The sequence below is a fragment of the Streptomyces sp. NPDC005784 genome (assembly GCF_042871525.1).
GTDB lineage: Bacteria > Actinomycetota > Actinomycetes > Streptomycetales > Streptomycetaceae > Streptomyces.
On the sequence record NZ_JBIAIQ010000011.1, the window covers coordinates 152,087 to 172,331 of the forward strand.

Annotated in this window: 16 protein-coding genes; 14 read left to right on the forward strand and 2 right to left on the reverse strand. The window is 68.8% G+C overall.

What is annotated here, in order from left to right; all coding sequences use genetic code 11:
- Window positions 1-3 precede the first annotated feature (3 nt).
- From ACFYR3_RS20065 to nuoN, 13 genes are read left to right on the forward strand one after another with little or no spacing between them, the layout of a single operon-like run.
- Window positions 4-558: an NADH-quinone oxidoreductase subunit B family protein gene (locus ACFYR3_RS20065; protein ID WP_355840749.1), complete on the forward strand. Its 555-nt coding sequence runs from the start codon at window positions 4-6 to the stop codon at window positions 556-558.
- Window positions 555-1,295 carry an NADH-quinone oxidoreductase subunit C gene (locus ACFYR3_RS20070; protein ID WP_355840748.1) on the forward strand — a complete coding sequence of 247 codons (741 nt, stop codon included), beginning with the start codon at window positions 555-557 and terminating at the stop codon, window positions 1,293-1,295. Before ACFYR3_RS20065 ends, ACFYR3_RS20070 begins: the two co-directional genes overlap by 4 nt.
- Window positions 1,292-2,632, forward strand: coding sequence for an NADH-quinone oxidoreductase subunit D (locus ACFYR3_RS20075; RefSeq protein ID WP_389284093.1), 1,341 nt, complete (start codon window positions 1,292-1,294; stop codon window positions 2,630-2,632). The genes ACFYR3_RS20070 and ACFYR3_RS20075 overlap by 4 nt, the downstream gene beginning before the upstream one ends.
- On the forward strand, window positions 2,629-3,471 hold the full coding sequence (gene nuoE, locus ACFYR3_RS20080) for an NADH-quinone oxidoreductase subunit NuoE (RefSeq protein ID WP_355840746.1): 843 nt from the start codon (window positions 2,629-2,631) through the stop codon (window positions 3,469-3,471). Before ACFYR3_RS20075 ends, nuoE begins: the two co-directional genes overlap by 4 nt.
- Window positions 3,468-4,820: an NADH-quinone oxidoreductase subunit NuoF gene (gene nuoF / locus ACFYR3_RS20085; protein ID WP_355840745.1), complete on the forward strand. Its 1,353-nt coding sequence runs from the start codon at window positions 3,468-3,470 to the stop codon at window positions 4,818-4,820. The genes nuoE and nuoF overlap by 4 nt, the downstream gene beginning before the upstream one ends.
- Window positions 4,817-7,321, forward strand: a complete 2,505-nt coding sequence (locus ACFYR3_RS20090; protein ID WP_389284095.1) for an NADH-quinone oxidoreductase subunit G — start codon at window positions 4,817-4,819, stop codon at window positions 7,319-7,321. The genes nuoF and ACFYR3_RS20090 overlap by 4 nt, the downstream gene beginning before the upstream one ends.
- A complete protein-coding gene (gene nuoH, locus ACFYR3_RS20095) occupies window positions 7,318-8,691 on the forward strand; it encodes an NADH-quinone oxidoreductase subunit NuoH (RefSeq protein WP_355840743.1) in 1,374 nt (457 codons plus the stop codon). The genes ACFYR3_RS20090 and nuoH overlap by 4 nt, the downstream gene beginning before the upstream one ends.
- Window positions 8,684-9,313: an NADH-quinone oxidoreductase subunit NuoI gene (nuoI, locus tag ACFYR3_RS20100; protein WP_355840742.1), complete on the forward strand. Its 630-nt coding sequence runs from the start codon at window positions 8,684-8,686 to the stop codon at window positions 9,311-9,313. Before nuoH ends, nuoI begins: the two co-directional genes overlap by 8 nt.
- Window positions 9,310-10,125: an NADH-quinone oxidoreductase subunit J gene (locus tag ACFYR3_RS20105; RefSeq protein WP_355840741.1), complete on the forward strand. Its 816-nt coding sequence runs from the start codon at window positions 9,310-9,312 to the stop codon at window positions 10,123-10,125. Before nuoI ends, ACFYR3_RS20105 begins: the two co-directional genes overlap by 4 nt.
- Entirely contained in the window at window positions 10,122-10,421 is a 300-nt protein-coding gene (gene nuoK / locus ACFYR3_RS20110; protein ID WP_355840740.1) for an NADH-quinone oxidoreductase subunit NuoK, read from the forward strand. The genes ACFYR3_RS20105 and nuoK overlap by 4 nt, the downstream gene beginning before the upstream one ends.
- Before the next feature lie 14 nt (window positions 10,422-10,435).
- Complete coding sequence (gene nuoL, locus ACFYR3_RS20115) at window positions 10,436-12,349, forward strand: NADH-quinone oxidoreductase subunit L (protein ID WP_389284098.1); 1,914 nt, start codon at window positions 10,436-10,438, stop codon at window positions 12,347-12,349.
- Between the two features lie 5 nt (window positions 12,350-12,354).
- Window positions 12,355-13,926: an NADH-quinone oxidoreductase subunit M gene (locus ACFYR3_RS20120; RefSeq protein WP_355840738.1), complete on the forward strand. Its 1,572-nt coding sequence runs from the start codon at window positions 12,355-12,357 to the stop codon at window positions 13,924-13,926.
- Entirely contained in the window at window positions 13,923-15,581 is a 1,659-nt protein-coding gene (gene nuoN, locus ACFYR3_RS20125; protein ID WP_355840737.1) for an NADH-quinone oxidoreductase subunit NuoN, read from the forward strand. Before ACFYR3_RS20120 ends, nuoN begins: the two co-directional genes overlap by 4 nt.
- Window positions 15,582-15,651: 70 nt before the next feature.
- Here the strand turns inward: nuoN and ACFYR3_RS20130 are convergent, their stop codons facing one another.
- Entirely contained in the window at window positions 15,652-16,350 is a 699-nt protein-coding gene (locus tag ACFYR3_RS20130; RefSeq protein ID WP_389284101.1) for a hypothetical protein, read from the reverse strand.
- Between the two features lie 292 nt (window positions 16,351-16,642).
- Between ACFYR3_RS20130 and recQ the strand changes: the two genes are divergently transcribed.
- Window positions 16,643-18,679, forward strand: coding sequence for a DNA helicase RecQ (gene recQ, locus ACFYR3_RS20135; RefSeq protein ID WP_389284194.1), 2,037 nt, complete (start codon window positions 16,643-16,645; stop codon window positions 18,677-18,679).
- A gap of 267 nt (window positions 18,680-18,946) precedes the next feature.
- On the opposite strand, the gene fahA is transcribed toward recQ, so the two are convergent.
- The gene (fahA, locus tag ACFYR3_RS20140) at window positions 18,947-20,176 is read right to left on the reverse strand and encodes a fumarylacetoacetase (protein ID WP_355840735.1); all 1,230 of its coding nucleotides are present in this window, start codon (window positions 20,174-20,176) and stop codon (window positions 18,947-18,949) included.
- Window positions 20,177-20,245 lie beyond the last annotated feature (69 nt).

A 20,245-nucleotide genomic window follows, 5' to 3' on the forward strand; every position in this document is an offset into this window, starting at 1 on the left:
GACATGGGACTCGAAGAAAAGCTGCCGAGCGGATTCCTGCTGACCACCGTCGAGCAGGCCGCGGGCTGGGTGCGCAAGTCGTCCGTCTTCCCCGCGACATTCGGACTCGCCTGCTGCGCCATCGAGATGATGACGACCGGCGCCGGGCGTTACGACCTGGCGCGCTTCGGTATGGAGGTCTTCCGCGGGTCACCCCGCCAGGCCGACCTGATGATCGTGGCCGGCCGGGTGAGCCAGAAGATGGCGCCGGTGCTGCGGCAGGTCTACGACCAGATGCCCAACCCCAAGTGGGTTATCTCCATGGGGGTTTGTGCGTCATCAGGCGGAATGTTCAACAATTACGCCATTGTGCAGGGCGTCGACCACATCGTCCCGGTCGACATCTATTTGCCCGGATGTCCGCCGCGGCCCGAGATGCTGATGGACGCGATTCTCAAGCTCCACCAGAAGATCCAGACCTCCAAGCTCGGCGTGAACGCCGAGGAAGCGGCCCGCGAGGCGGAGGAAGCGGCGCTCAAGGCGCTTCCCATCATCGAGATGAAGGGCCTGCTGCGGTGAGCGACGCTAACGGCAACGGGGTCAACCCCGAGAAGGACCTCGGCGCCTCCAACCTTCCCGGCCAGCGAGGCGACAAGGGCGAGGAGATCCGCGTCCAGCGCGGCATGTTCGGCGCCGAGAACGGCGGCGACACCTCCGGTTACGGCGGCCTGGTCCGCTCGATCCGGCTCCCCGGCGCGGCCGCCCGCCCCTACGGCGGCTGGTTCGACGAGGTGGCCGACGAGCTGGAGGGCGCCCTGGAGGAACAGGGACTCGTCCCGGAGAACGTCATCGACAAGACGATCGTCGACCGCGACGAGATCACCTTCCACGTCGAACGCGAGTACCTGCTCCGCGTCGCCCAGACCTTGCGCGACGACCCGGCCCTCCGGTTCGAACTGTGCACCGGCGTCTCCGGCGTCCACTACCTGCACGACAAGGGCCGCGAGCTGCACGCCGTCTACCACCTGCGCTCGATCACCCACAACCGGCTGATCCGCCTGGAGGTCAGCGCCCCCGACGCGGACCCGCACGTCCCCTCGCTCGTCTCCGTCTATCCGACGAACGACTGGCACGAGCGCGAGACGTACGACTTCTTCGGGCTGATCTTCGACGGCCACCCTGCGCTGACGCGGATCATGATGCCGGACGACTGGCAGGGCCACCCGCAGCGCAAGGACTACCCCCTCGGCGGCATCCCCGTCGAGTACAAGGGCGCCCAGATCCCGGCTCCGGACCAGCGGAGGTCGTACTCATGAGCACGCAGACCCCTTCCGGGGCATCAGCCGCTTCGGCCCGCGAGACTACCGAGGGCACCGTATATACGGTCACCGGCGGCGACTGGGACGAGATCGCCCAGGCGGCGGCCAAGTCCGACGACGAGCGCATCATCGTCAACATGGGCCCGCAGCACCCGTCCACCCACGGCGTGCTCCGGCTCATCCTGGAGATCGACGGCGAAACGGTCACCGAGGCCCGCTGCGGCATCGGCTACCTCCACACCGGTATCGAGAAGAACCTCGAATTCCGTACGTGGACCCAGGGCACCACGTTCGTGACGCGCATGGACTACCTGACGCCGTTCTTCAACGAGACCGCGTACTGCCTCGCCGTCGAGAAGCTCCTCGGCATCACGGACGAGATCACGGACCGCGCCACGATCATCCGCGTGCTCCTCATGGAGCTGAACCGACTCTCCTCCCATTTGGTGTGCATCGCCACCGGAGGCATGGAGCTCGGCGCCACCACGATCATGATCTACGGCTTCCGCGACCGTGAGCTGATTCTCGACATCTACGAGCTGATCACCGGCCTGCGGATGAACCACGCGTACATCCGCCCTGGCGGACTCGCCCAGGACCTGCCCCCGGGCGCGGTGGACCAGATCCGCGAGTTCGTGAAGAAGATGACGAAGAACCTTCCCGAGTACGACAAGCTCGCCACCGGGAACCCCATCTTCAAGGCCCGTATGCAGGACGTCGGCTACCTCGACCTGGCCGGCTGCGTGGCCCTCGGTGCCACCGGCCCGGTCCTGCGCTCGGCGGGTCTGCCGCACGACCTGCGCAAGTCCCAGCCGTACTGCGGCTACGAGACCTATGACTTCGAGGTCCCGACCGCCGACACCTGCGACTCCTACGGGCGCTTCCTGATCCGCCTGGAGGAGATGCGCCAGTCGCTGCGGATCATCGAGCAGTGCCTGGACCGGCTGCAGCCCGGCCCGGTCATGGTCGCCGACAAGAAGATCGCCTGGCCCGCCCAGCTCGCGCTCGGCCCCGACGGTCTCGGTAACTCGCTCGACCACATCAAGAAGATCATGGGCACCTCCATGGAGGCCCTGATCCACCACTTCAAGCTGGTGACCGAGGGCTTCCGCGTGCCGCCGGGACAGGCGTACGCGGCGGTCGAGTCGCCCAAGGGCGAGCTCGGGGTGCACGTCGTCTCCGACGGAGGCACCCGCCCCTTCCGGGTCCACTTCCGCGACCCGTCCTTCACCAACCTGCAGGCCATGGCGGCGATGTGCGAAGGCGGCCAGGTCGCCGACGTCATCGTCGCCGTCGCGTCCATCGACCCCGTGATGGGAGGCGTCGACCGGTGACCACCACCCCCGAGGGCGTCAGCCTGGGCATGCCCCAACTGCCCGCGCCCGACTACCCGGCCGATGTACGAGCCCGGCTGGAGGCGGACGCGCGCGAGATCATCGCCCGCTACCCCGACTCCCGCTCGGCGCTCCTTCCGTTGCTGCATCTCGTGCAGTCGCAGGAGGGCCATGTCACGCGAACAGGACAGCGGTTCTGCGCGGAGGTACTGGGTCTGACGACGGCCGAGGTCACCGCGGTCGCGACCTTCTACTCGATGTACCGGCGCAAGCCGAGCGGTGACTACCAGGTGGGTGTCTGCACCAACACCCTGTGTGCCGTCATGGGCGGCGACGCCATCTTCGAAGCCCTCCAGGACCACCTGGACGTCGGCAACGGAGAGACCACCGGCGACGGCAAGGTCACCCTGGAGCACATCGAGTGCAACGCGGCCTGCGACTTCGCGCCGGTCGTGATGGTCAACTGGGAGTTCTTCGACAACCAGACCGTGGACTCGGCCAAGCGTCTCGTCGACGACCTTCGCGCGGGAGTGGACGTCGACCCGACCCGCGGCGCCCGGCTGTGCACCTTCAAGGACACCGCCCGGATCCTGGCGGGCTTCCCCGACGAGCGCGAGGGGGCGGTGGAGGCCGGCGGCAGTGCGGGTCACGCGTCACTGGTGGGGCTGCGCCTGGCCAAGGGGGAGAGCGCCTCCGCGCGTGTGGTGCATCCGCGAGGCGGAGGGGCACCTCAGAACCAGCGGCCCGCCGAGCACCCGAGTTCGCACGACGCGCCGCAGGACACGTCGGCCTCCGACCCGTCCCACCCGGCGGGTCCTGTGGCAGAGGAGGGGGAGTGATGACCTTGGCAGCCGAGATCAACGAAACAAGTCCCGAAAAGCTGCTCGCACCCGTGCTGTCGGCCTTCTGGGACGAGGACAGGTCCTGGTCGCTGGACGTCTACCGAAGGCACGAGGGGTACGAGGGCCTGCGCAAGGCACTCGCCATGTCACCGGACGACCTGATCGCGTACGTCAAGGACTCCGGACTGCGGGGCCGCGGCGGCGCCGGTTTCCCGACCGGAATGAAATGGCAGTTCATTCCCCAGGGAGATGGCAAACCTCACTATCTAGTTGTCAACGCCGACGAATCGGAGCCGGGAACCTGCAAGGACATCCCGCTCCTCTTCGCGAACCCGCACAGCCTCATCGAGGGCATTGTGATCGCGTGCTATGCCATCCGGTCTTCGCATGCCTTCATCTATCTCCGCGGTGAAGTGGTCCCCGTACTGCGGCGGTTGCACGAGGCCGTACGTGAGGCCTATGCGGCGGGTTACCTCGGCGAGAACATCCTGGGCAGCGGACTCGACCTCCAGCTCACCGTGCACGCGGGCGCGGGCGCGTACATCTGCGGTGAGGAGACCGCGCTGCTCGACTCGCTCGAAGGCCGCCGTGGTCAACCGCGGCTCCGTCCCCCTTTCCCTGCTGTCGCGGGCCTCTATGCGTGTCCAACTGTTGTAAATAACGTCGAGTCGATCGCGTCAGTTCCCGCAATTCTCCAAAATGGCAAGGAATGGTTCAGGTCGATGGGCAGCGAGAAGTCTCCGGGCTTCACGCTTTACTCGCTCAGCGGCCATGTCGCCAGTCCCGGCCAGTACGAGGCACCGCTCGGCATCACACTGCGCCAACTCCTCGACATGAGCGGCGGGATGCGCCCCGGTCACCGGCTGAAGTTCTGGACGCCGGGCGGCTCCTCGACCCCGATGTTCACCGACGAGCATCTCGACGTCCCTCTTGATTACGAAGGAGTGGGCGCCGCGGGTTCCATGCTCGGCACGAAAGCACTCCAGTGCTTCGACGATACGACCTGCGTCGTCCGCGCCGTCACCCGCTGGACCGAGTTCTACGCCCACGAGTCCTGCGGCAAGTGCACGCCCTGCCGTGAAGGGACGTACTGGCTCGTGCAGTTGCTGCGCGACATCGAGGCCGGCAAGGGCGTCATGTCCGACCTCGACAAACTCAACGACATCGCCGACAACATCAACGGCAAATCCTTCTGCGCCCTCGGCGACGGTGCCGCCTCGCCGATCTTCTCCTCGCTCAAGTACTTCCGCGAGGAGTACGAGCAGCACATCACGGGCCGCGGCTGCCCCTTCGACCCGGCAAGGTCCACGGCCTGGGCGGACAAGCACACGGAGGTGAACGCATGACAGTGACCACCAGCGCTCCCTCCGGAGGCGGGGAAGCGGCGGTCCCGCCGGAGGATCTCGTCTCGCTGACGATCGACGGCGTAGAGATGAGCGTGCCCAAGGGCACCCTGGTCATCCGGGCCGCCGAACAACTCGGCATCGAGATCCCCCGGTTCTGCGACCACCCGCTCCTCGACCCGGCCGGCGCCTGCCGCCAGTGCATCGTCGAGGTCGAGGGCCAGCGCAAGCCCATGGCGTCCTGCACGATCACCTGTACGGACGGGATGGTCGTCAAGACTCATCTCACCTCGCCGGTGGCCGAGAAGGCACAGCACGGTGTGATGGAGCTGCTGCTCATCAACCACCCGCTGGACTGCCCGGTCTGCGACAAGGGCGGCGAGTGCCCCCTGCAGAACCAGGCGATGTCGCACGGCAACGCCGAGTCCCGGTTCGAGGGCAAGAAGCGGACGTACGAGAAGCCGGTCCCGATCTCCACACAGGTGCTGCTCGACCGCGAGCGGTGCGTGCTCTGCGCCCGCTGCACCCGCTTCTCCAACCAGATCGCGGGCGACCCCATGATCGAGCTGATCGAGCGGGGCGCGCTCCAGCAGGTCGGCACCGGTGACGGCGACCCGTTCGAGTCGTACTTCTCCGGGAACACGATCCAGATCTGCCCGGTGGGCGCGCTCACGTCGGCGGCGTATCGCTTCCGCTCACGCCCCTTCGACCTCATCTCCTCGCACTCCGTGTGCGAGCACTGCTCCGGCGGCTGCGCCACGCGCACCGACCACCGGCGCGGCAAGGTGATGCGACGCCTCGCGTCGCCGGACCCCGAGGTCAACGAGGAGTGGCTCTGCGACAAGGGGCGGTTCGGGTTCCGGTACGCGCAGCAGCGCGACCGCCTGGACACGCCCCTGGTGCGCAACGCCGAGGGCGTCCTGGAGCCCGCGTCCTGGCCGGAGGCCCTGGAGGCCGCGGCGCAGGGGCTGACGGCGGCCCGCGGCCGGGCCGGTGTCCTCACCGGCGGCAGGCTCACCGTCGAGGACTCCTACGCGTACAGCAAGTTCGCGCGCGTGGCCCTCGACACGAACGACATCGACTTCCGCGCGCGCGTGCACAGCTCCGAGGAGGCCGACTTCCTGGCCGCCCGGGTCGCCGGACGCGGCCGGGACCTCGACAGTACGGGCGTCACGTACACCTCTCTGGAGAAGGCGCCCGCCGTTCTGCTGGCGGGCTTCGAGTCCGAGGAGGAAGCGCCCGGAGTCTTCCTGCGGCTGCGCAAGGCATGGCGCGGGCACGGGCAGAAGACCTTCTCCCTGGCCACGCACGCCACACGCGGCCTGGAGAAGGCGGGCGGCACGCTGTTGCCGGCCGCGCCCGGCACCGAGACCGAGTGGCTGGACGCGCTCGCGAGCGGCGTCGGCCTGGAGGGCGACGGCGCCAAGGCGTCCGAGGCGCTGCGCGCCGAGGGCGCGGTGATCGCCGTCGGTGAGCGGCTGGCCGCCGTGGCGGGCGGGCTGACCGCCGCCGTGCGGGCCGCGACCGCCACCGGTGCCCGACTGGTGTGGATCCCGCGCCGGGCCGGGGAGCGCGGCGCGATCGAGGCGGGCGCGCTTCCCACACTGCTGCCGGGCGGACGCCCGGCCACCGACCCGCGCGCGCGGGACGAGGTCGCGGCCGCCTGGGGCGTCTCCGAACTCCCGCACCGCCACGGCCGTGACACCGGCCAGATCGTGGAGGCGGCCGCCGACGGCGAACTGCGGGCCCTGGTGGTCGCGGGCGTCGAGGTGGCCGATCTTCCCGACCCGGCACGCGCGCGTACGGCACTGTCCGAGGTGGGCTTCCTGGTGTCGCTCGAACTGCGGCCCAGTGAAGTCACCGAGCACGCGGACGTCGTCCTGCCGGTCGCCGCGGTCGCCGAGAAGGCCGGAAGCTTCCTCAACTGGGAAGGCAGGGTCCGCTCCTTCGAGGCGGCTCTCAAGCCCGACCAGATGACCCGGCCCCTGGCGCCCACCGACGCGCGCGTCCTGCAGATGCTGGCCGACGCCATGGACGTACACCTGGGGCTGCCGGATCTGCGCACCACGCGCGGGGAACTCGACCGGCTCGGCGCCTGGGACGGGCCGCATGCCACCGAACCCCTGGAGACCGGGGTGCAGTTGCCCCGTCCGGCAGCCGGCGAGGCCGTACTGGCCGGGCACCGGCTGCTGCTCGACCAGGGGCGTCTCCAGGAGGGCGACAACGCGCTCGCCGGGACCCGGCACGCCGCACACGCGCGCGTGTCGGCCGCCACGGCCGCCGAGGCCGGGGTCAAGAACGGCGACGTCCTCGCCGTGACAGGTCCCGCCGGAGTGACCGAACTCCCGCTGCAGATCACCGAGATGCCCGACCGGGTGGTCTGGCTCCCGCTGAACTCGACCGGTGGGGGCGTCGCCTCCGACACCGGCGCGCTGCCCGGCGCACTCGTCCACATCGGCCCGGCGACGATCGCCGCCGAGGCCCCCAAGGAGGTGGAGGCATGACGCCGTACCTCGCCGCTGAAGACCTCTCGATGTTCGGCCACGACCCCTGGTGGCTGGTCGTCGTCAAGGCGGTGTTCTGCTTCGCCTTCCTGATGGTGACCGTGCTCTTCTCCATCGTGTGGGAGCGCAAGGTCGTCGCCTGGATGCAGCTGCGCATCGGCCCCAACCGGCACGGGCCCTGGGGGATGCTCCAGTCGCTCGCCGACGGCGTGAAGCTGATGCTGAAGGAAGACCTCATCGTCAAGCGCGCGGACAAGGTGGTCTACGTCCTCGCGCCGATCGTCGCGGCCATCCCGGCCTTCATGGCGATCGCGGTGATCCCCTTCGGGCCCGCGGACGACCAGATCTCGATCTTCGGCCAGCGCACCTCGATGCAGCTCACCGACCTGCCGATCGCGATGCTCTACATCCTCGCGGTGGCCTCGGTGGGCATCTACGGGATCGTGCTCGCCGGCTGGAGCTCCGGATCCACCTATCCGCTGCTGGGCGGTCTGCGGTCCTGCGCGCAGATGATCTCGTACGAGATCGCCATGGGTGCCGCGTTCGCCTCGGTGTTCCTCTACTCCGGGTCGATGTCGACCTCGACGATCGTCGAGCAGCAGCACGACCGCTGGTACATCGTCCTGCTGCCGGTCTCGTTCCTCATCTACATCGTGACGATGATCGGGGAGACCAACCGGGCCCCGTTCGACATGCCGGAGTCCGAGGGCGACCTGGTCGGCGGCTTCAACACCGAGTACTCGTCGATCAAGTTCGCGCTGTTCATGCTCGCCGAGTACGTGAACATGGTGACGGTCTCGGCCGTGGCGACGACGCTCTTCCTGGGCGGCTGGCGGGCCCCGTGGCCGATCAGCAGCTTCTGGGAGGGCGCCAACCACGGCTGGTGGCCGATGCTCTGGTTCGTGGTGAAGGTGCAGCTTCTGCTGTTCTTCTTCATCTGGCTGCGCGGCACGCTGCCGCGCGTCCGCTACGACCAGCTGATGAAGCTCGGCTGGAAGGTCCTCATTCCGGTCTCCGTGGTCTGGCTGATGCTCGTCGCGACGGTACGGACGCTGCGCAACGAGCACGTCGCCTTCGCGGACATCGCCCTGTACGTCGGCGGAGGCGTCCTCGTTCTCCTGCTGCTGTCGTTCGTGGCGGACATCTTCCGCGACAAGCAGGGGGCTCAGGAGACGCCCGCCGAGCCCGCCGCCTTCGACCCGATGGCCGGTGGATTCCCCGTGCCCCCGCTGCCCGGCCAGGAGCTGCCGCCCGTACCGCGGCGCCGTCCGCGCCGCGAGCGGGAGCTGATTGTCAGTGGCGGGTCCGATACTGCGAGTGATGGATCGGTTACCGGATCTCGTGACGGAAAGGAGGGGTCCGATGGCTGAGAAGCCGAAGGAGACCAAACCGGGTTTCCAGAACCCCGTCGCCGGTTTCGGCGTGACCTTCAAGGCCATGTTCAAGAAGCGGCTGACCGAGCAGTACCCGGAGCAGCAGAAGACCACCGCGCCGCGGTTCCACGGCCGGCACCAGCTCAACCGTCATCCGGACGGCCTGGAGAAGTGCGTCGGCTGCGAGTTGTGCGCCTGGGCCTGCCCCGCGGACGCCATCTATGTGGAGGGCGCGGACAACACCGAGGAGGAGCGCTACTCCCCGGGCGAGCGCTACGGCCGCGTCTACCAGATCAACTACGCCCGTTGCATCCTGTGCGGCCTGTGCATCGAGGCGTGCCCCACGCGCGCGCTGACGATGACGAACGAGTTCGAGCTCGCCGACAGCAGCCGCGCCAACCTCATCTACACCAAGGAGCAACTGCTCGCCGGACTCGAGGAAGGCATGGTCGAAACACCGCACTCGATCTTCCCCGGAACGGACGAGCAGGACTACTACCGGGGTCTGGTGACCGAGGCGGCGCCCGGCACCGAGCGCCAGGTGGCCGTCTCCAAGGGCGAGTTGCACCCCACGGCGAGTCCGACGGGCGCGGCTTCCGGAGAGGGGGCGGAGGCATGACCGAGCTGGCCGCGTACTCCACCTCCACCGGAGAGGCCTTCCAGTTCTGGGTCCTCGGCGCCGTCGCGCTGATCGGCGCCCTGTGCACCGTCTTCATGAGGAAGGCCGTTCACAGCGCGCTGTGTCTCGCCGGAACCATGATCATCCTGGCGGTGTTCTACCTCGCCAACGGCGCGTACTTCCTGGGCGTCGTCCAGATCGTCGTCTACACCGGCGCGATCATGATGCTCTTCCTCTTCGTCGTCATGCTCGTCGGTGTCACCGCGGCGGACTCCCTGAAGGAGACCATCAAGGGGCAGCGCTGGCTGGCCCTGGTCTGCGGACTCGGCTTCGGTGTCCTGATGTTCGCCGGCATCGGCAACGCGTCCATCAAGGACTTCGACGGCCTGGCGAAGGCGAACGCGAACGGCAACGTGGAGGGCCTCGCCGCCCTCATCTTCACGAAGTACGTGTTCGCCTTCGAGATCACCGGCGCCCTGCTCATCACGGCCGCCGTCGGCGCCATGGTGCTGACGCACCGCGAGCGCACCGAGCGGCCCAAGACCCAGCGCGAGCTGTCCGAGCAGCGTGTGCGCGAGGGCAAGCACGTACCGCCGCTGCCGGCACCGGGTGTCTACGCCCGGCACAACGCGGTGGACATCGCGGGCCTGCTCCCCGACGGCACTCCGTCCGAACTGACCGTCAGCAAGACGCTGCGCGACCGCGGGCAGATCCGCGACGTGTCGGCCGAGGCGCTGAACGATCTGAAGGCGCTGGAGCAGCGCGCCGAGGAGCGCCTGGAGCGCACGAAGACGGAGGAGGCGTCCAAGTGAATCCGGTCAACTACCTCTATCTCGCCGCCCTGTTGTTCACGATCGGCGCCACCGGTGTGCTGATCAGGCGGAACGCGATCGTGGTGTTCATGTGCATCGAGCTCATGCTCAACGCCTGCAACCTCACCTTCGTCGTCTTCTCCCGGATGCACGGCAATCTCGACGGCCAGATCATCGCCTTCTTCACGATGGTCGTCGCCGCCGCGGAGGTCGTGGTCGGGCTCGCGATCATCGTGTCGCTGTTCCGTTCCCGCCACTCGGCCTCGGTCGACGACGCCAGCCTGATGAAGCTGTAAGGGGTCGCTGAATCGTGGAGAACCTGATTGCGCTGCTGGTAGCGGCGCCTCTGCTCGGAGCGGTCGTCCTGCTGTGCGGCGGGCGGCGGCTCGACGCCGTCGGCCAGTGGATCGGTACCGCGCTCGCGGCCGCCTCCTTCGTGATCGCCGCCGTGCTCTTCGCCGACATGCTGGGGAAGGGTCCTGAGGACCGGACCTTCACGCAGCATCTGTACAGCTGGATCGCCGTCGGAAACTTCCGGGCGGACGTCGGCTTCCAGCTCGACCAGCTGTCGATGACGTTCGTCCTGCTGATCACCGGCGTCGGCTCGCTGATCCACCTGTACTCGGTCGGGTACATGGAGCACGACGAGCGCCGCCGCCGCTTCTTCGGCTATCTGAACCTGTTCCTGGCGGCGATGCTGCTGCTCGTCCTCGCCGACAACTACCTTCTGCTGTACGTCGGCTGGGAAGGCGTCGGTCTCGCCTCGTACCTGCTGATCGGCTTCTGGCAGCACAAGCCCAGCGCGGCCACCGCCGCCAAGAAGGCCTTCCTGGTCAACCGCGTCGGCGACATGGGCCTGTCCATCGCCATCATGCTGATGTTCACGACCTTCGGGACCTTCGCCTTCGGGCCGATGCTCGGCACCGAAGCGCACCCGGGGCTGGTAGGGGGCGCCACCGAGGGCAAGCTCACCGCCGTCGGGCTGATGCTGCTGCTCGCCGCCTGCGGCAAGTCCGCGCAGGTGCCGCTGCAGTCCTGGCTCGGGGACGCGATGGAGGGCCCGACCCCGGTCTCGGCCCTCATCCACGCCGCCACCATGGTGACCGCCGGTGTCTACCTGATCGTACGTTCGGCCGCCGTCTTCAACGCGGCGCCCGACGCCCAGCTCGTCGTCACCGTCGTGGGCGGGGTCACGCTCCTGTTCGGTGCGATCGTCGGTTGTGCGAAGGACGACATCAAGAAGGCGCTCGCCGGCTCGACCATGTCGCAGATCGGCTACATGGTGCTGGCGGCGGGCCTCGGCCCCATCGGCTACGTCTTCGCGATCATGCACCTGGTGACGCACGGCTTCTTCAAGGCCGGGCTCTTCCTCGGCGCCGGTTCGGTCATGCACGGCATGAACGACGAGGTCGACATGAGGAAGTTCGGCGGCCTCAGGAAGTACATGCCGATCACGTTCGTGACCTTCGGCCTCGGCTATCTCGCGATCATCGGCTTCCCGGGCCTGTCCGGCTTCTTCTCCAAGGACAAGATCATCGAAGCGGCCTTCGCCAAGGGCGGCACCGAGGGCTGGATCCTCGGCAGCGTGGCCCTGCTGGGCGCGGCGATCACGGCGTACTACATGACGCGCGTGATGATCATGACCTTCTTCGGGGAGAAGCGCTGGCAGCCCGACGCGGACGGGCATGAGCCGCACCCGCACGAGTCGCCGAGGATCATGACGATCCCGATGATCGTGTTGGCCTTCGGTGCTGCCTTCGCGGGTGGCTACTTCAGCATCGGCGACCACTTCCTGCACTGGCTGGAGCCGGTCACCGGGTACTCGGAGGGCAACTCGCCCGTGAGCGCCCTCACGGTCACCCTGGCCACCATGGTGCTGCTGGTCGTCGGCGTCGGCATCGCCTACCTCCAGTACGGCCGCAGCTCCGTCCCGGTCGTCGCCCCGCGCGGCTCCCTGCTCACCCGGGCGGCCCGACGCGACCTGTACCAGGACGACTTCAACCATGTCGTGCTGGTGCGCGGCGGTGAGCACCTCACCCGCTCCCTGGTGTACGTCGACCACACCCTGGTCGACGGAGTCGTCAACGGGACGGCCGCCTCGGTGGGCGGCCTCTCCGGGCGGCTGCGCAAGCTGCAGAACGGCTATGCGCGCAGTTACGCGGTCTCGATGTTCGGCGGTGCGGCGATCATCGTCGCCGCGACCCTGCTGATGAGGGCGGTCTGATACCGATGTCCTTTCCTCTGCTGACAGCGACGGCGGCGCTCCCGGCCCTCGGGGCGATCGCCACGGCCGCCGTGCCGGCCGCGCGGCGCGTCGCCGCCAAGTGGCTGGCACTGCTCGTCTCCCTCGGCACCCTGGTGCTCGCCGGGGTCACCCTGGTGCGTTTCGACCCCGGTGGCGACCGTTACCAGCTCACCGAATCCCACGCCTGGATCCCGGACTTCGGGGTGAGTTACCAGCTGGGCGTGGACGGGATCGGGGTGGCGCTCGTCGCGCTCACCGCGCTGCTGATGCCGTTCGTGATCCTGGCGGGCTGGCACGACGCCGACCCGCACGAGACGGGAAGCAGGCGCTGGCGTCCGACCCAGGGTTTCTTCGCCCTGATCCTGGCCGTCGAGGCGATGGTGATCATCTCCTTCGAGGCCACCGACGTCTTCCTCTTCTACGTCTTCTTCGAAGCCATGCTGATCCCGATGTACTTCCTGATCGGCGGCTTCGGGGACCGGGCCCACGAGCACGGGGACGAGGCGGCGGCGACCCAACGCACGTACGCCGCCGTGAAGTTCCTCCTCTACAACCTGGTCGGCGGCCTGATCATGCTGGCCGCCGTGATCGGTCTCTACGTAGTGGCCGGAAGTTTCTCGCTCCAGGAGATCGTCCAGGCCCGGGCCAACGGGTCGCTGCACATGGCGACCAGCACCGAGCGGTGGCTCTTCCTCGGCTTCTTCTTCGCCTTCGCGGTGAAGGCGCCCTTGTGGCCGCTGCACACCTGGCTGCCCAACGCCATGGGTGAGGCCACCGCGCCGGTCGCCGTGCTGATCACGGCGGTCGTCGACAAGGTCGGCACCTTCGCGATGCTCCGCTTCTGCCTCCAGCTCTTCCCGGAGGCGAGCAAGTGGGCGACGCCCGTGATCCTCGTCCTGGCACTGATCAGCATCATCTACGGGGCGCTGCTCGCGGTCGGACAGCGGGACATCAAGCGACTGGTCGCCTACGCGTCGATCTCGCACTTCGGGTTCATCATCCTGGGCATCTTCGCGATGACCAGTCAGGGCCAGTCGGGCGCCACGCTCTACATGGTCAACCACGGGATCTCGACCGCCGCCCTGATGCTGGTGGCCGGCTTCCTGATCTCGCGGCGCGGCTCGCGTCTGATCGCCGACTACGGAGGGGTGCAGAAAGTCGCCCCGGTGCTCGCGGGCACCTTCCTGATCGGCGGCCTCGCGACGCTGTCGCTCCCCGGGCTGGCGCCCTTCGTGAGTGAATTCCTGGTCCTGGTGGGCGCGTTCGAGCGCTACCCGGCCGTCGGCATCGTCGCCACCTTCGGCATCGTCCTCGCCGCGCTCTACACCCTCGTCCTCTATCAGCGGACGATGACGGGCCCGGTCAAGGCCGAGGTGGCCGAGATGCCGGACCTCAGGGTGCGCGAGCTCCTGGTGGTCGCCCCGCTGATCGCTCTGCTGATCTTCCTGGGCGTCTACCCGAAGCCGCTCACCGACATCGTCAACCCGGCGGTCAACCAGACCATGTCAGATGTACACAAGACGGACCCCCAGCCCGCGGTGGAGGCGGCCAAGTGAGCGCATCAGCCGTCCACAGCCTGTGGACAACGGCGGCAACCGCGGCCGAGCCGATCTCCAAGATCGACGCACCGAAGATCGAATATGGGCAATTGTCGCCCACCTTGATCGTCATCGGTGCGGCGGTCATCGGAGTTCTGGTCGAGGCCTTCGTGCCGCGCAAGTCGCGTTACTACGCACAGGTGTTCGTCGCCGTCGTCGCACTGGCCGCGGCGTTCGCCGCGGTCATCGCGCTCGCGGCGGGCGGATACGGCACCACAAAGGCGCATATCGCGGCCATGGGCGCGATCGCGGTCGACGGACCGGCCCTGTTCCTCCAGGGCACGATCCTGCTCGCCGGAATCCTCGGCGTCTTCACCTTCGCCGAGCGACGCCTCGACCCCGAGGCGCACGGGAACCGGGTCGACTCCTTCGCCGCGCAGGCCGCCTCGGTGCCGGGCAGCGACAGCGAGAAGGCTGCCGTGAAGGCCGGGTTCACCACCACCGAGGTGTTCCCGCTGCTGCTCTTCGCGATCAGCGGCATGCTGGTCTTCCCGTCGGCCAACGACCTGCTGACACTGTTCATCGCGTTGGAAGTCTTCTCCCTCCCGCTGTACCTCCTGTGCGCCGTGGCCCGCCGCAAGCGGCTCATGTCGCAGGAGGCGGCGGTCAAGTACTTCCTGCTCGGTGCCTTCGCCTCCGCGTTCACGCTCTTCGGCATCGCCCTGCTGTACGGCTACGCGGGCTCGGTGTCGTACGCGACGATCGCGCATGTCGTCGACGGCACGATCACGAACGTCGACCCAGCGCTCGCCGGCACGATGGGCAATGACGTACTGCTGCTCATCGGTATGGCCCTGATCGTCATGGGCCTGCTCTTCAAGGTCGGCGCGGTGCCCTTCCACATGTGGACACCGGACGTCTACCAGGGCGCGCCGACCCCGGTCACCGGCTTCATGGCGGCGGCGACGAAGGTGGCCGCCTTCGGCGCGCTGCTGCGCCTGCTGTACGTCGTCCTGCCGGGCCTGCGCTGGGACTGGCGGCCGGTCATGTGGGCCGTGGCGATCGTCACCATGCTGGGCGGCGCGATCGTCGCGATCACCCAGACCGACATCAAGCGGCTCCTGGCGTACTCGTCGATCGCGCACGCCGGATTCATCCTCGCGGGTGTCATCGCGACCTCGCCCGACGGCGTCTCGTCGGTCCTCTTCTACCTTGCCGCGTACTCCTTCGTCACGATCGGCGCCTTCGCCGTCGTCACCCTGGTGCGGGACGCGGGCGGCGAGGCCACGCACCTGTCCAAGTGGGCCGGTCTCGGACGCAGGTCACCGTTGGTGGCCGCGGTGTTCGCGGTCTTCCTGCTGGCCTTCGCGGGTATCCCGCTCACCTCGGGATTCGCCGGAAAGTTCGCCGTGTTCAAAGCGGCGGCCGAGGGCGGCGCGGGCGCACTGGTCGTGGTCGGTGTGATCTCGTCGGCGATCGCGGCGTTCTTCTACATCCGCGTGATCGTGCTGATGTTCTTCAGCGAGCCGAAACCCGAGGGGCCGACGGTCGCAGTGCCGTCGCCGCTCACCACGACCGCCATCGCGGTGGGCGTGGCGGTCACGCTGGTACTGGGTGTGGCACCGCAGTACTTCCTGAACCTGGCGAGCCAGGCCGGGGTCTTCGTGCGCTGAGCGCCACCTTGCGCGGTTCGGGCCCCGCTCCCCCCAGACGAATTCCAGGGGAGCGGGGCCCGAGCCGTTCTCAGTGGGCGGAGTGGGCGGTGGCCGACGATCCGGAGGGGGCCTTGCCCGACGTGCCGGACGGGGACTTGCTTGAGGTGCCGGAGGGGGCCTTGCCCGACGATCCGGAGTGGGTTGTGCCCGACGAGTGGGACTGGGCCGGGGCGGCCGGGCACTTCACCCTGGGGTTCCAGCGGTTGAACAGCCCGTTGGGGTTGTGCTTCCAGAGCCAGACGTGCATGTCGTAGTGGATCGGCATACCGGGGTAGTGACCCGGCATCGGGCCGTCGAACTTCTGGCCGCCGAACATCGAGGGCCGGTCCTTGGTGGTCTTCATGATCTGATCCGAGTCCAGCACGATCCACTCCACCCCGGCGAGCCTGCGCTTGCCGTCCTTCCCGTCCTCGAAGAGGAGGGCCGCGGGCTTCGCCGGGTCGAGCGAGCCGTAGCGGGACTCGTTGAAGTAGTGGTAGCCCATGCTGCCGTGCCCCGCGGGATCCGTGGAGCACTGATGCGGGACGTATCCGTCGGCGAGGGCGACCTTCTCGTCGAGGTACTTGACGCTGGCCATGTACGCCGTGGTCAGGTCACGGATTTCCTTGGCGTCGGCCGGGCCGTCCGAGGCCGGGGCCGGAACGGCGGACAGGGCGAGTGACGCGGCGGCGGCTGTCACGAGGGTGATGACGTTCCTGAGGGGACGCTGAGACATGCGCTGGGACATGCGAAGACTCCTAGAGACGCGAGAGAGGCGTACGGACTGCACGGGTCCGTCGGCTGCGGGCCCCCTCCTCCCGCCCGAGCAGCATGGGCCTCGGCCACGAAGCGCCGCCATGCAAGCGGGGCCAACGGGTTGAACCAGGGCGGGGCGCGCCGTGCAGGGGAGTGAGGCGGGCGCCGCGCGCCGGTACGTAGAGAAGCCGGTCCCTCGCAGCCTGTGGACAACTCTCGGACTGTCGGTGCGGACCCCTATCGTGGACGCAGTGGTCGAGGCGCGACGTACGGGGGACAGAACGATGGGCGGGACGGGTGTGATGACCGAAGCGGACGCGACGGAGACGCTGGGCGAGAGTGAGGCACTGGCCACCCTCCACCGGGTCTTCGGGTACGACGCCTTCCGCGGCGAGCAGGAAGCGATCATCGAGCATGTGGTGGCGGGCGGTGACGCCGTCGTCCTGATGCCGACCGGTGGCGGAAAGTCCCTGTGCTACCAGATTCCTTCCCTGGTCAGACCGGGTACGGGCATTGTGGTGTCCCCCCTCATCGCGCTGATGCAGGACCAGGTCGACGCGCTGCGGGCGCTGGGCGTGCGCGCCGGGTTCATGAACTCCACGCAGGACTTCGACGAGCGGCGCGTGACCGAGGCGGAGTTCCTGGCCGGAGAGCTCGATCTGCTGTATCTGGCCCCGGAGCGGCTTCGGCTGGACAACACGCTGGACCTGCTGTCCCGCGCGAAGATCTCCGTCTTCGCGATCGACGAGGCGCACTGCGTGGCTCAGTGGGGCCACGACTTCCGTCCCGACTATCTGGCGCTCTCGCTGCTCGGCGAGCGCTGGCCGGACGTCCCGCGCATCGCGCTGACGGCCACGGCCACGCGTGCGACGCACAAGGAGATCACCCAGCGCCTGGGCATGCCCACGGCCCGCCACTTCGAGGCGAGCTTCGACCGCCCCAACATCCAGTACCGGATCGTGCCCAAGGCCGACCCGAAGAAGCAGTTGCTGTCCTTCCTGCGCGAGGAGCACGTGGGCGACGCGGGCATCGTGTACTGCCTCTCGCGCAACTCCGTGGAGAAGACGGCCGAGTTCCTCTCCCGGAACGGCATCGAGGCGGTGCCGTACCACGCGGGCCTGGACTCGGGTACCCGTGCAGCGCACCAGTCCCGCTTCCTGCGGGAGGAGGGCCTGGTGGTGGTCGCCACGATCGCCTTCGGCATGGGCATCGACAAGCCGGACGTGCGGTTCGTCGCCCACCTCGACCTGCCGAAGTCGGTCGAGGGCTACTACCAGGAGACGGGCCGCGCCGGCCGTGACGGACTCCCGTCCACGGCCTGGATGGCGTACGGCCTTCAGGACGTGGTCCAGCAGCGCAAGATGATCCAGGGCTCGGAGGGCGACGAGGCGTTCAGGCGCCGGGCCGCCGCCCACCTGGACTCGATGCTCGCCCTGTGCGAGACGGCCCAGTGCCGACGCTCCCAGCTTCTCGCCTACTTCGGCCAGGATCCGAACACCCCGGCCTGCGGCAACTGCGACACCTGTCTGACGCCCCCGGAGACCTGGGACGGCACGGTCGCGGCACAGAAGCTGCTGTCCACAGTGGTGCGCCTCCAGCGCGAGCGGGGCCAGAAGTTCGGCGCGGGCCAGATCGTCGACATCCTGCTCGGGCGCAAGACCGCCAAGGTGATCCAGTTCGACCATGACCAGTTGTCCGTCTTCGGTATCGGCGAGGAGCTGGCGGAGGCCGAATGGCGTGGTGTCGTACGGCAGATGCTGGCCCAGGGGCTGATCGCGGTCGAGGGCGAGTACGGCACGCTGGTGCTGACCGACGACAGCGGGACCGTGCTGCGACGCGAGCGCGATGTGCCGATGCGCAAGGAGGCGCCGAAGCCGGCCGCGTCCCGGTCGTCGGCACCGAAGGGTGAGCGCAAGGCCAAGGCCGCGGCTGCCGAGCTGCCCGCCGAGTTGGTCCCCGCGTTCGAGGCGCTGCGTGCCTGGCGCGGCGAGCAGGCGCGTGAGCAGGGCGTCCCGGCGTACGTCATCTTCCACGACGCCACGCTGCGGGAGATCGCCACGGTGTGGCCCACCTCCGTGAAGGACCTGGGTGGCATCAGCGGGGTGGGCGAGAAGAAGCTGGCGACGTACGGGGAGGGCGTCATCGGGGTACTCGCCTCACTGGGCGGCGCCACACCCGCGGCGCAGCCGCCCGCGAGTACACCCGCGGCGCAGCCGGCCGTCGGCAGACCCGCGGCCGCGTCGATTCCGGCGGCCGCTGTGGGACCGGACCCGGACTGGCCCGAGCTGGACCAGGAGCCGGAGCCCGAGGACTGGATGTAGCGGCACCGGGCGGGACGGCGGGCAGGCCGATCGGCATAGGGCGGGAAACCGGCCGCCGATCCGTTCGGGCGGGTCGGCGGGCGGCGCTTTGGCGGCGGGCGGTCGATTGATACCGGGCGGGAGTCGGGCGGGTCGGCGGGTGCCGATCGGTTCGGGCGAGGGCGCCGGGCGGCCGATCCGCCGGGGTCTTCCCGGCCTGCTTCACCGGGGGCACGGTGGCCAGGATCCTGGCCACCGTGACACGGACCTCGTTCCCCCGGGGGACCCCTACTGGGGGACGGCCCGCGTGATGCGGCCCCGGACCTCGCCGAGGCCCACCCGGGTTCCGCCCGGCCCGGGGGCCCAGGCCGTCAGGGTGACCTCGTCGCCGTCCTCCAGGAACGTGCGCTTGCCGTCGGGGAGCTCGAGGGCGTCGCGCCCGTTCCAGGTGAGTTCGAGCAGGGAGCCGCGCTCGCCCTCGGAGGGGCCGCTGACGGTTCCGGAGCCGTAGAGGTCACCGGTGCGCAGGGAGGCGCCGTTGACCGTCATGTGGGCCAGTTGTTGGGCAGCCGTCCAGTACATGGTGGAGAAGGGCGGTTCGGAGACGACGTGGCCGTTGATGGCGACGGAGATCCGGAGGTCGTAGCCGCCCGGGTCCTCGGAGGCGTCGTCGAGATAGGGGAGGAGGGGGTGCGTGCGGGCGGGAGGCGCGACGCGGGCCTCGTCCAGGGCGTCGAGCGGGGTGATCCACGCCGACACGGAGGTGGCGAATGATTTGCCGAGGAAGGGGCCGAGGGGGACGTACTCCCAGGCCTGGACGTCCCGCGCCGACCAGTCGTTGAGGAGGCAGAGGCCGAAGACGTGGTCGCGGTAGTCGCCCAGCCGTACCGGCCGGCTCTGTTCCGAGGGGGCGCCGACCACGAAGCCGACCTCCGCCTCGATGTCCAGGCGGATCGAGGGGCCGAAGACGGGGGCGGCGTCCGCGGGGGCCTTGCGCTGGCCCGACGGGCGTACGACATCCGTGCCGGAGACCACGACCGTGCCGGAGCGGCCGTGATAGCCGATCGGCAGGTGCTTCCAGTTGGGCGTGAGGGAGTCGGCGGCGTCGGGGCGGAAGATCTGGCCGACGTTCCGGGCGTGGTTCTCGGAGGCGTAGAAGTCCACGTAGTCCGCGACGGTGAACGGGAGGTGCAGCGTCACGTCGGAGAGCGGGTGGAAATGGGGAGCGAGGGTCTCCCGGTGGGCCGGGACGGTCACCCAGGCCGTCAGCGCGCGCCGGACGTCCGACCAGGCGGTGCGGCCCGCGGCGAGCAGCGGGTCGAGGGTCGGCTGAGCGAGCAGCCCGGCGTACGGGGAGCCGAGCGACCGGGCCGCGGCCCCGGCGTCGAGTACGTGGTCGCCGAGCCGTACGCCGACGCGTCGCTCGGGAGTGGCGGCCGGGCCGGCCAGGGAGAACACGCCGTACGGCAGGTTGTGCGGGCCGAAGGGATCGCCCTCGGGGACATCGAAGGGGGGCATCGGTTGCTGCCTCGCTTTCGGATTCGTACTCGTACTCGCCATGTGATCCATGCGTTCCACGCGTTTCAT

Bases quoted from the DNA above. Each gene is read 5' to 3' on its own strand.
- ACFYR3_RS20065 (WP_355840749.1), top strand. From the start codon at position 4: ATGGGACTCGAAGAAAAGCTGCCGAGCGGATTCCTGCTGACCACCGTC.
- fahA (WP_355840735.1), bottom strand. From the start codon at position 20,176: ATGCCCCCCTTCGATGTCCCCGAGGGCGATCCCTTCGGCCCGCACAAC.
- recQ (WP_389284194.1), top strand. From the start codon at position 16,643: ATGGGCGGGACGGGTGTGATGACCGAAGCGGACGCGACGGAGACGCTG.
- ACFYR3_RS20120 (WP_355840738.1), top strand. From the start codon at position 12,355: ATGTCCTTTCCTCTGCTGACAGCGACGGCGGCGCTCCCGGCCCTCGGG.
- ACFYR3_RS20090 (WP_389284095.1), top strand. From the start codon at position 4,817: ATGACAGTGACCACCAGCGCTCCCTCCGGAGGCGGGGAAGCGGCGGTC.
- nuoH (WP_355840743.1), top strand. From the start codon at position 7,318: ATGACGCCGTACCTCGCCGCTGAAGACCTCTCGATGTTCGGCCACGAC.
- ACFYR3_RS20075 (WP_389284093.1), top strand. From the start codon at position 1,292: ATGAGCACGCAGACCCCTTCCGGGGCATCAGCCGCTTCGGCCCGCGAG.
- nuoI (WP_355840742.1), top strand. From the start codon at position 8,684: ATGGCTGAGAAGCCGAAGGAGACCAAACCGGGTTTCCAGAACCCCGTC.
- ACFYR3_RS20130 (WP_389284101.1), bottom strand. From the start codon at position 16,350: ATGTCCCAGCGCATGTCTCAGCGTCCCCTCAGGAACGTCATCACCCTC.
- ACFYR3_RS20105 (WP_355840741.1), top strand. From the start codon at position 9,310: ATGACCGAGCTGGCCGCGTACTCCACCTCCACCGGAGAGGCCTTCCAG.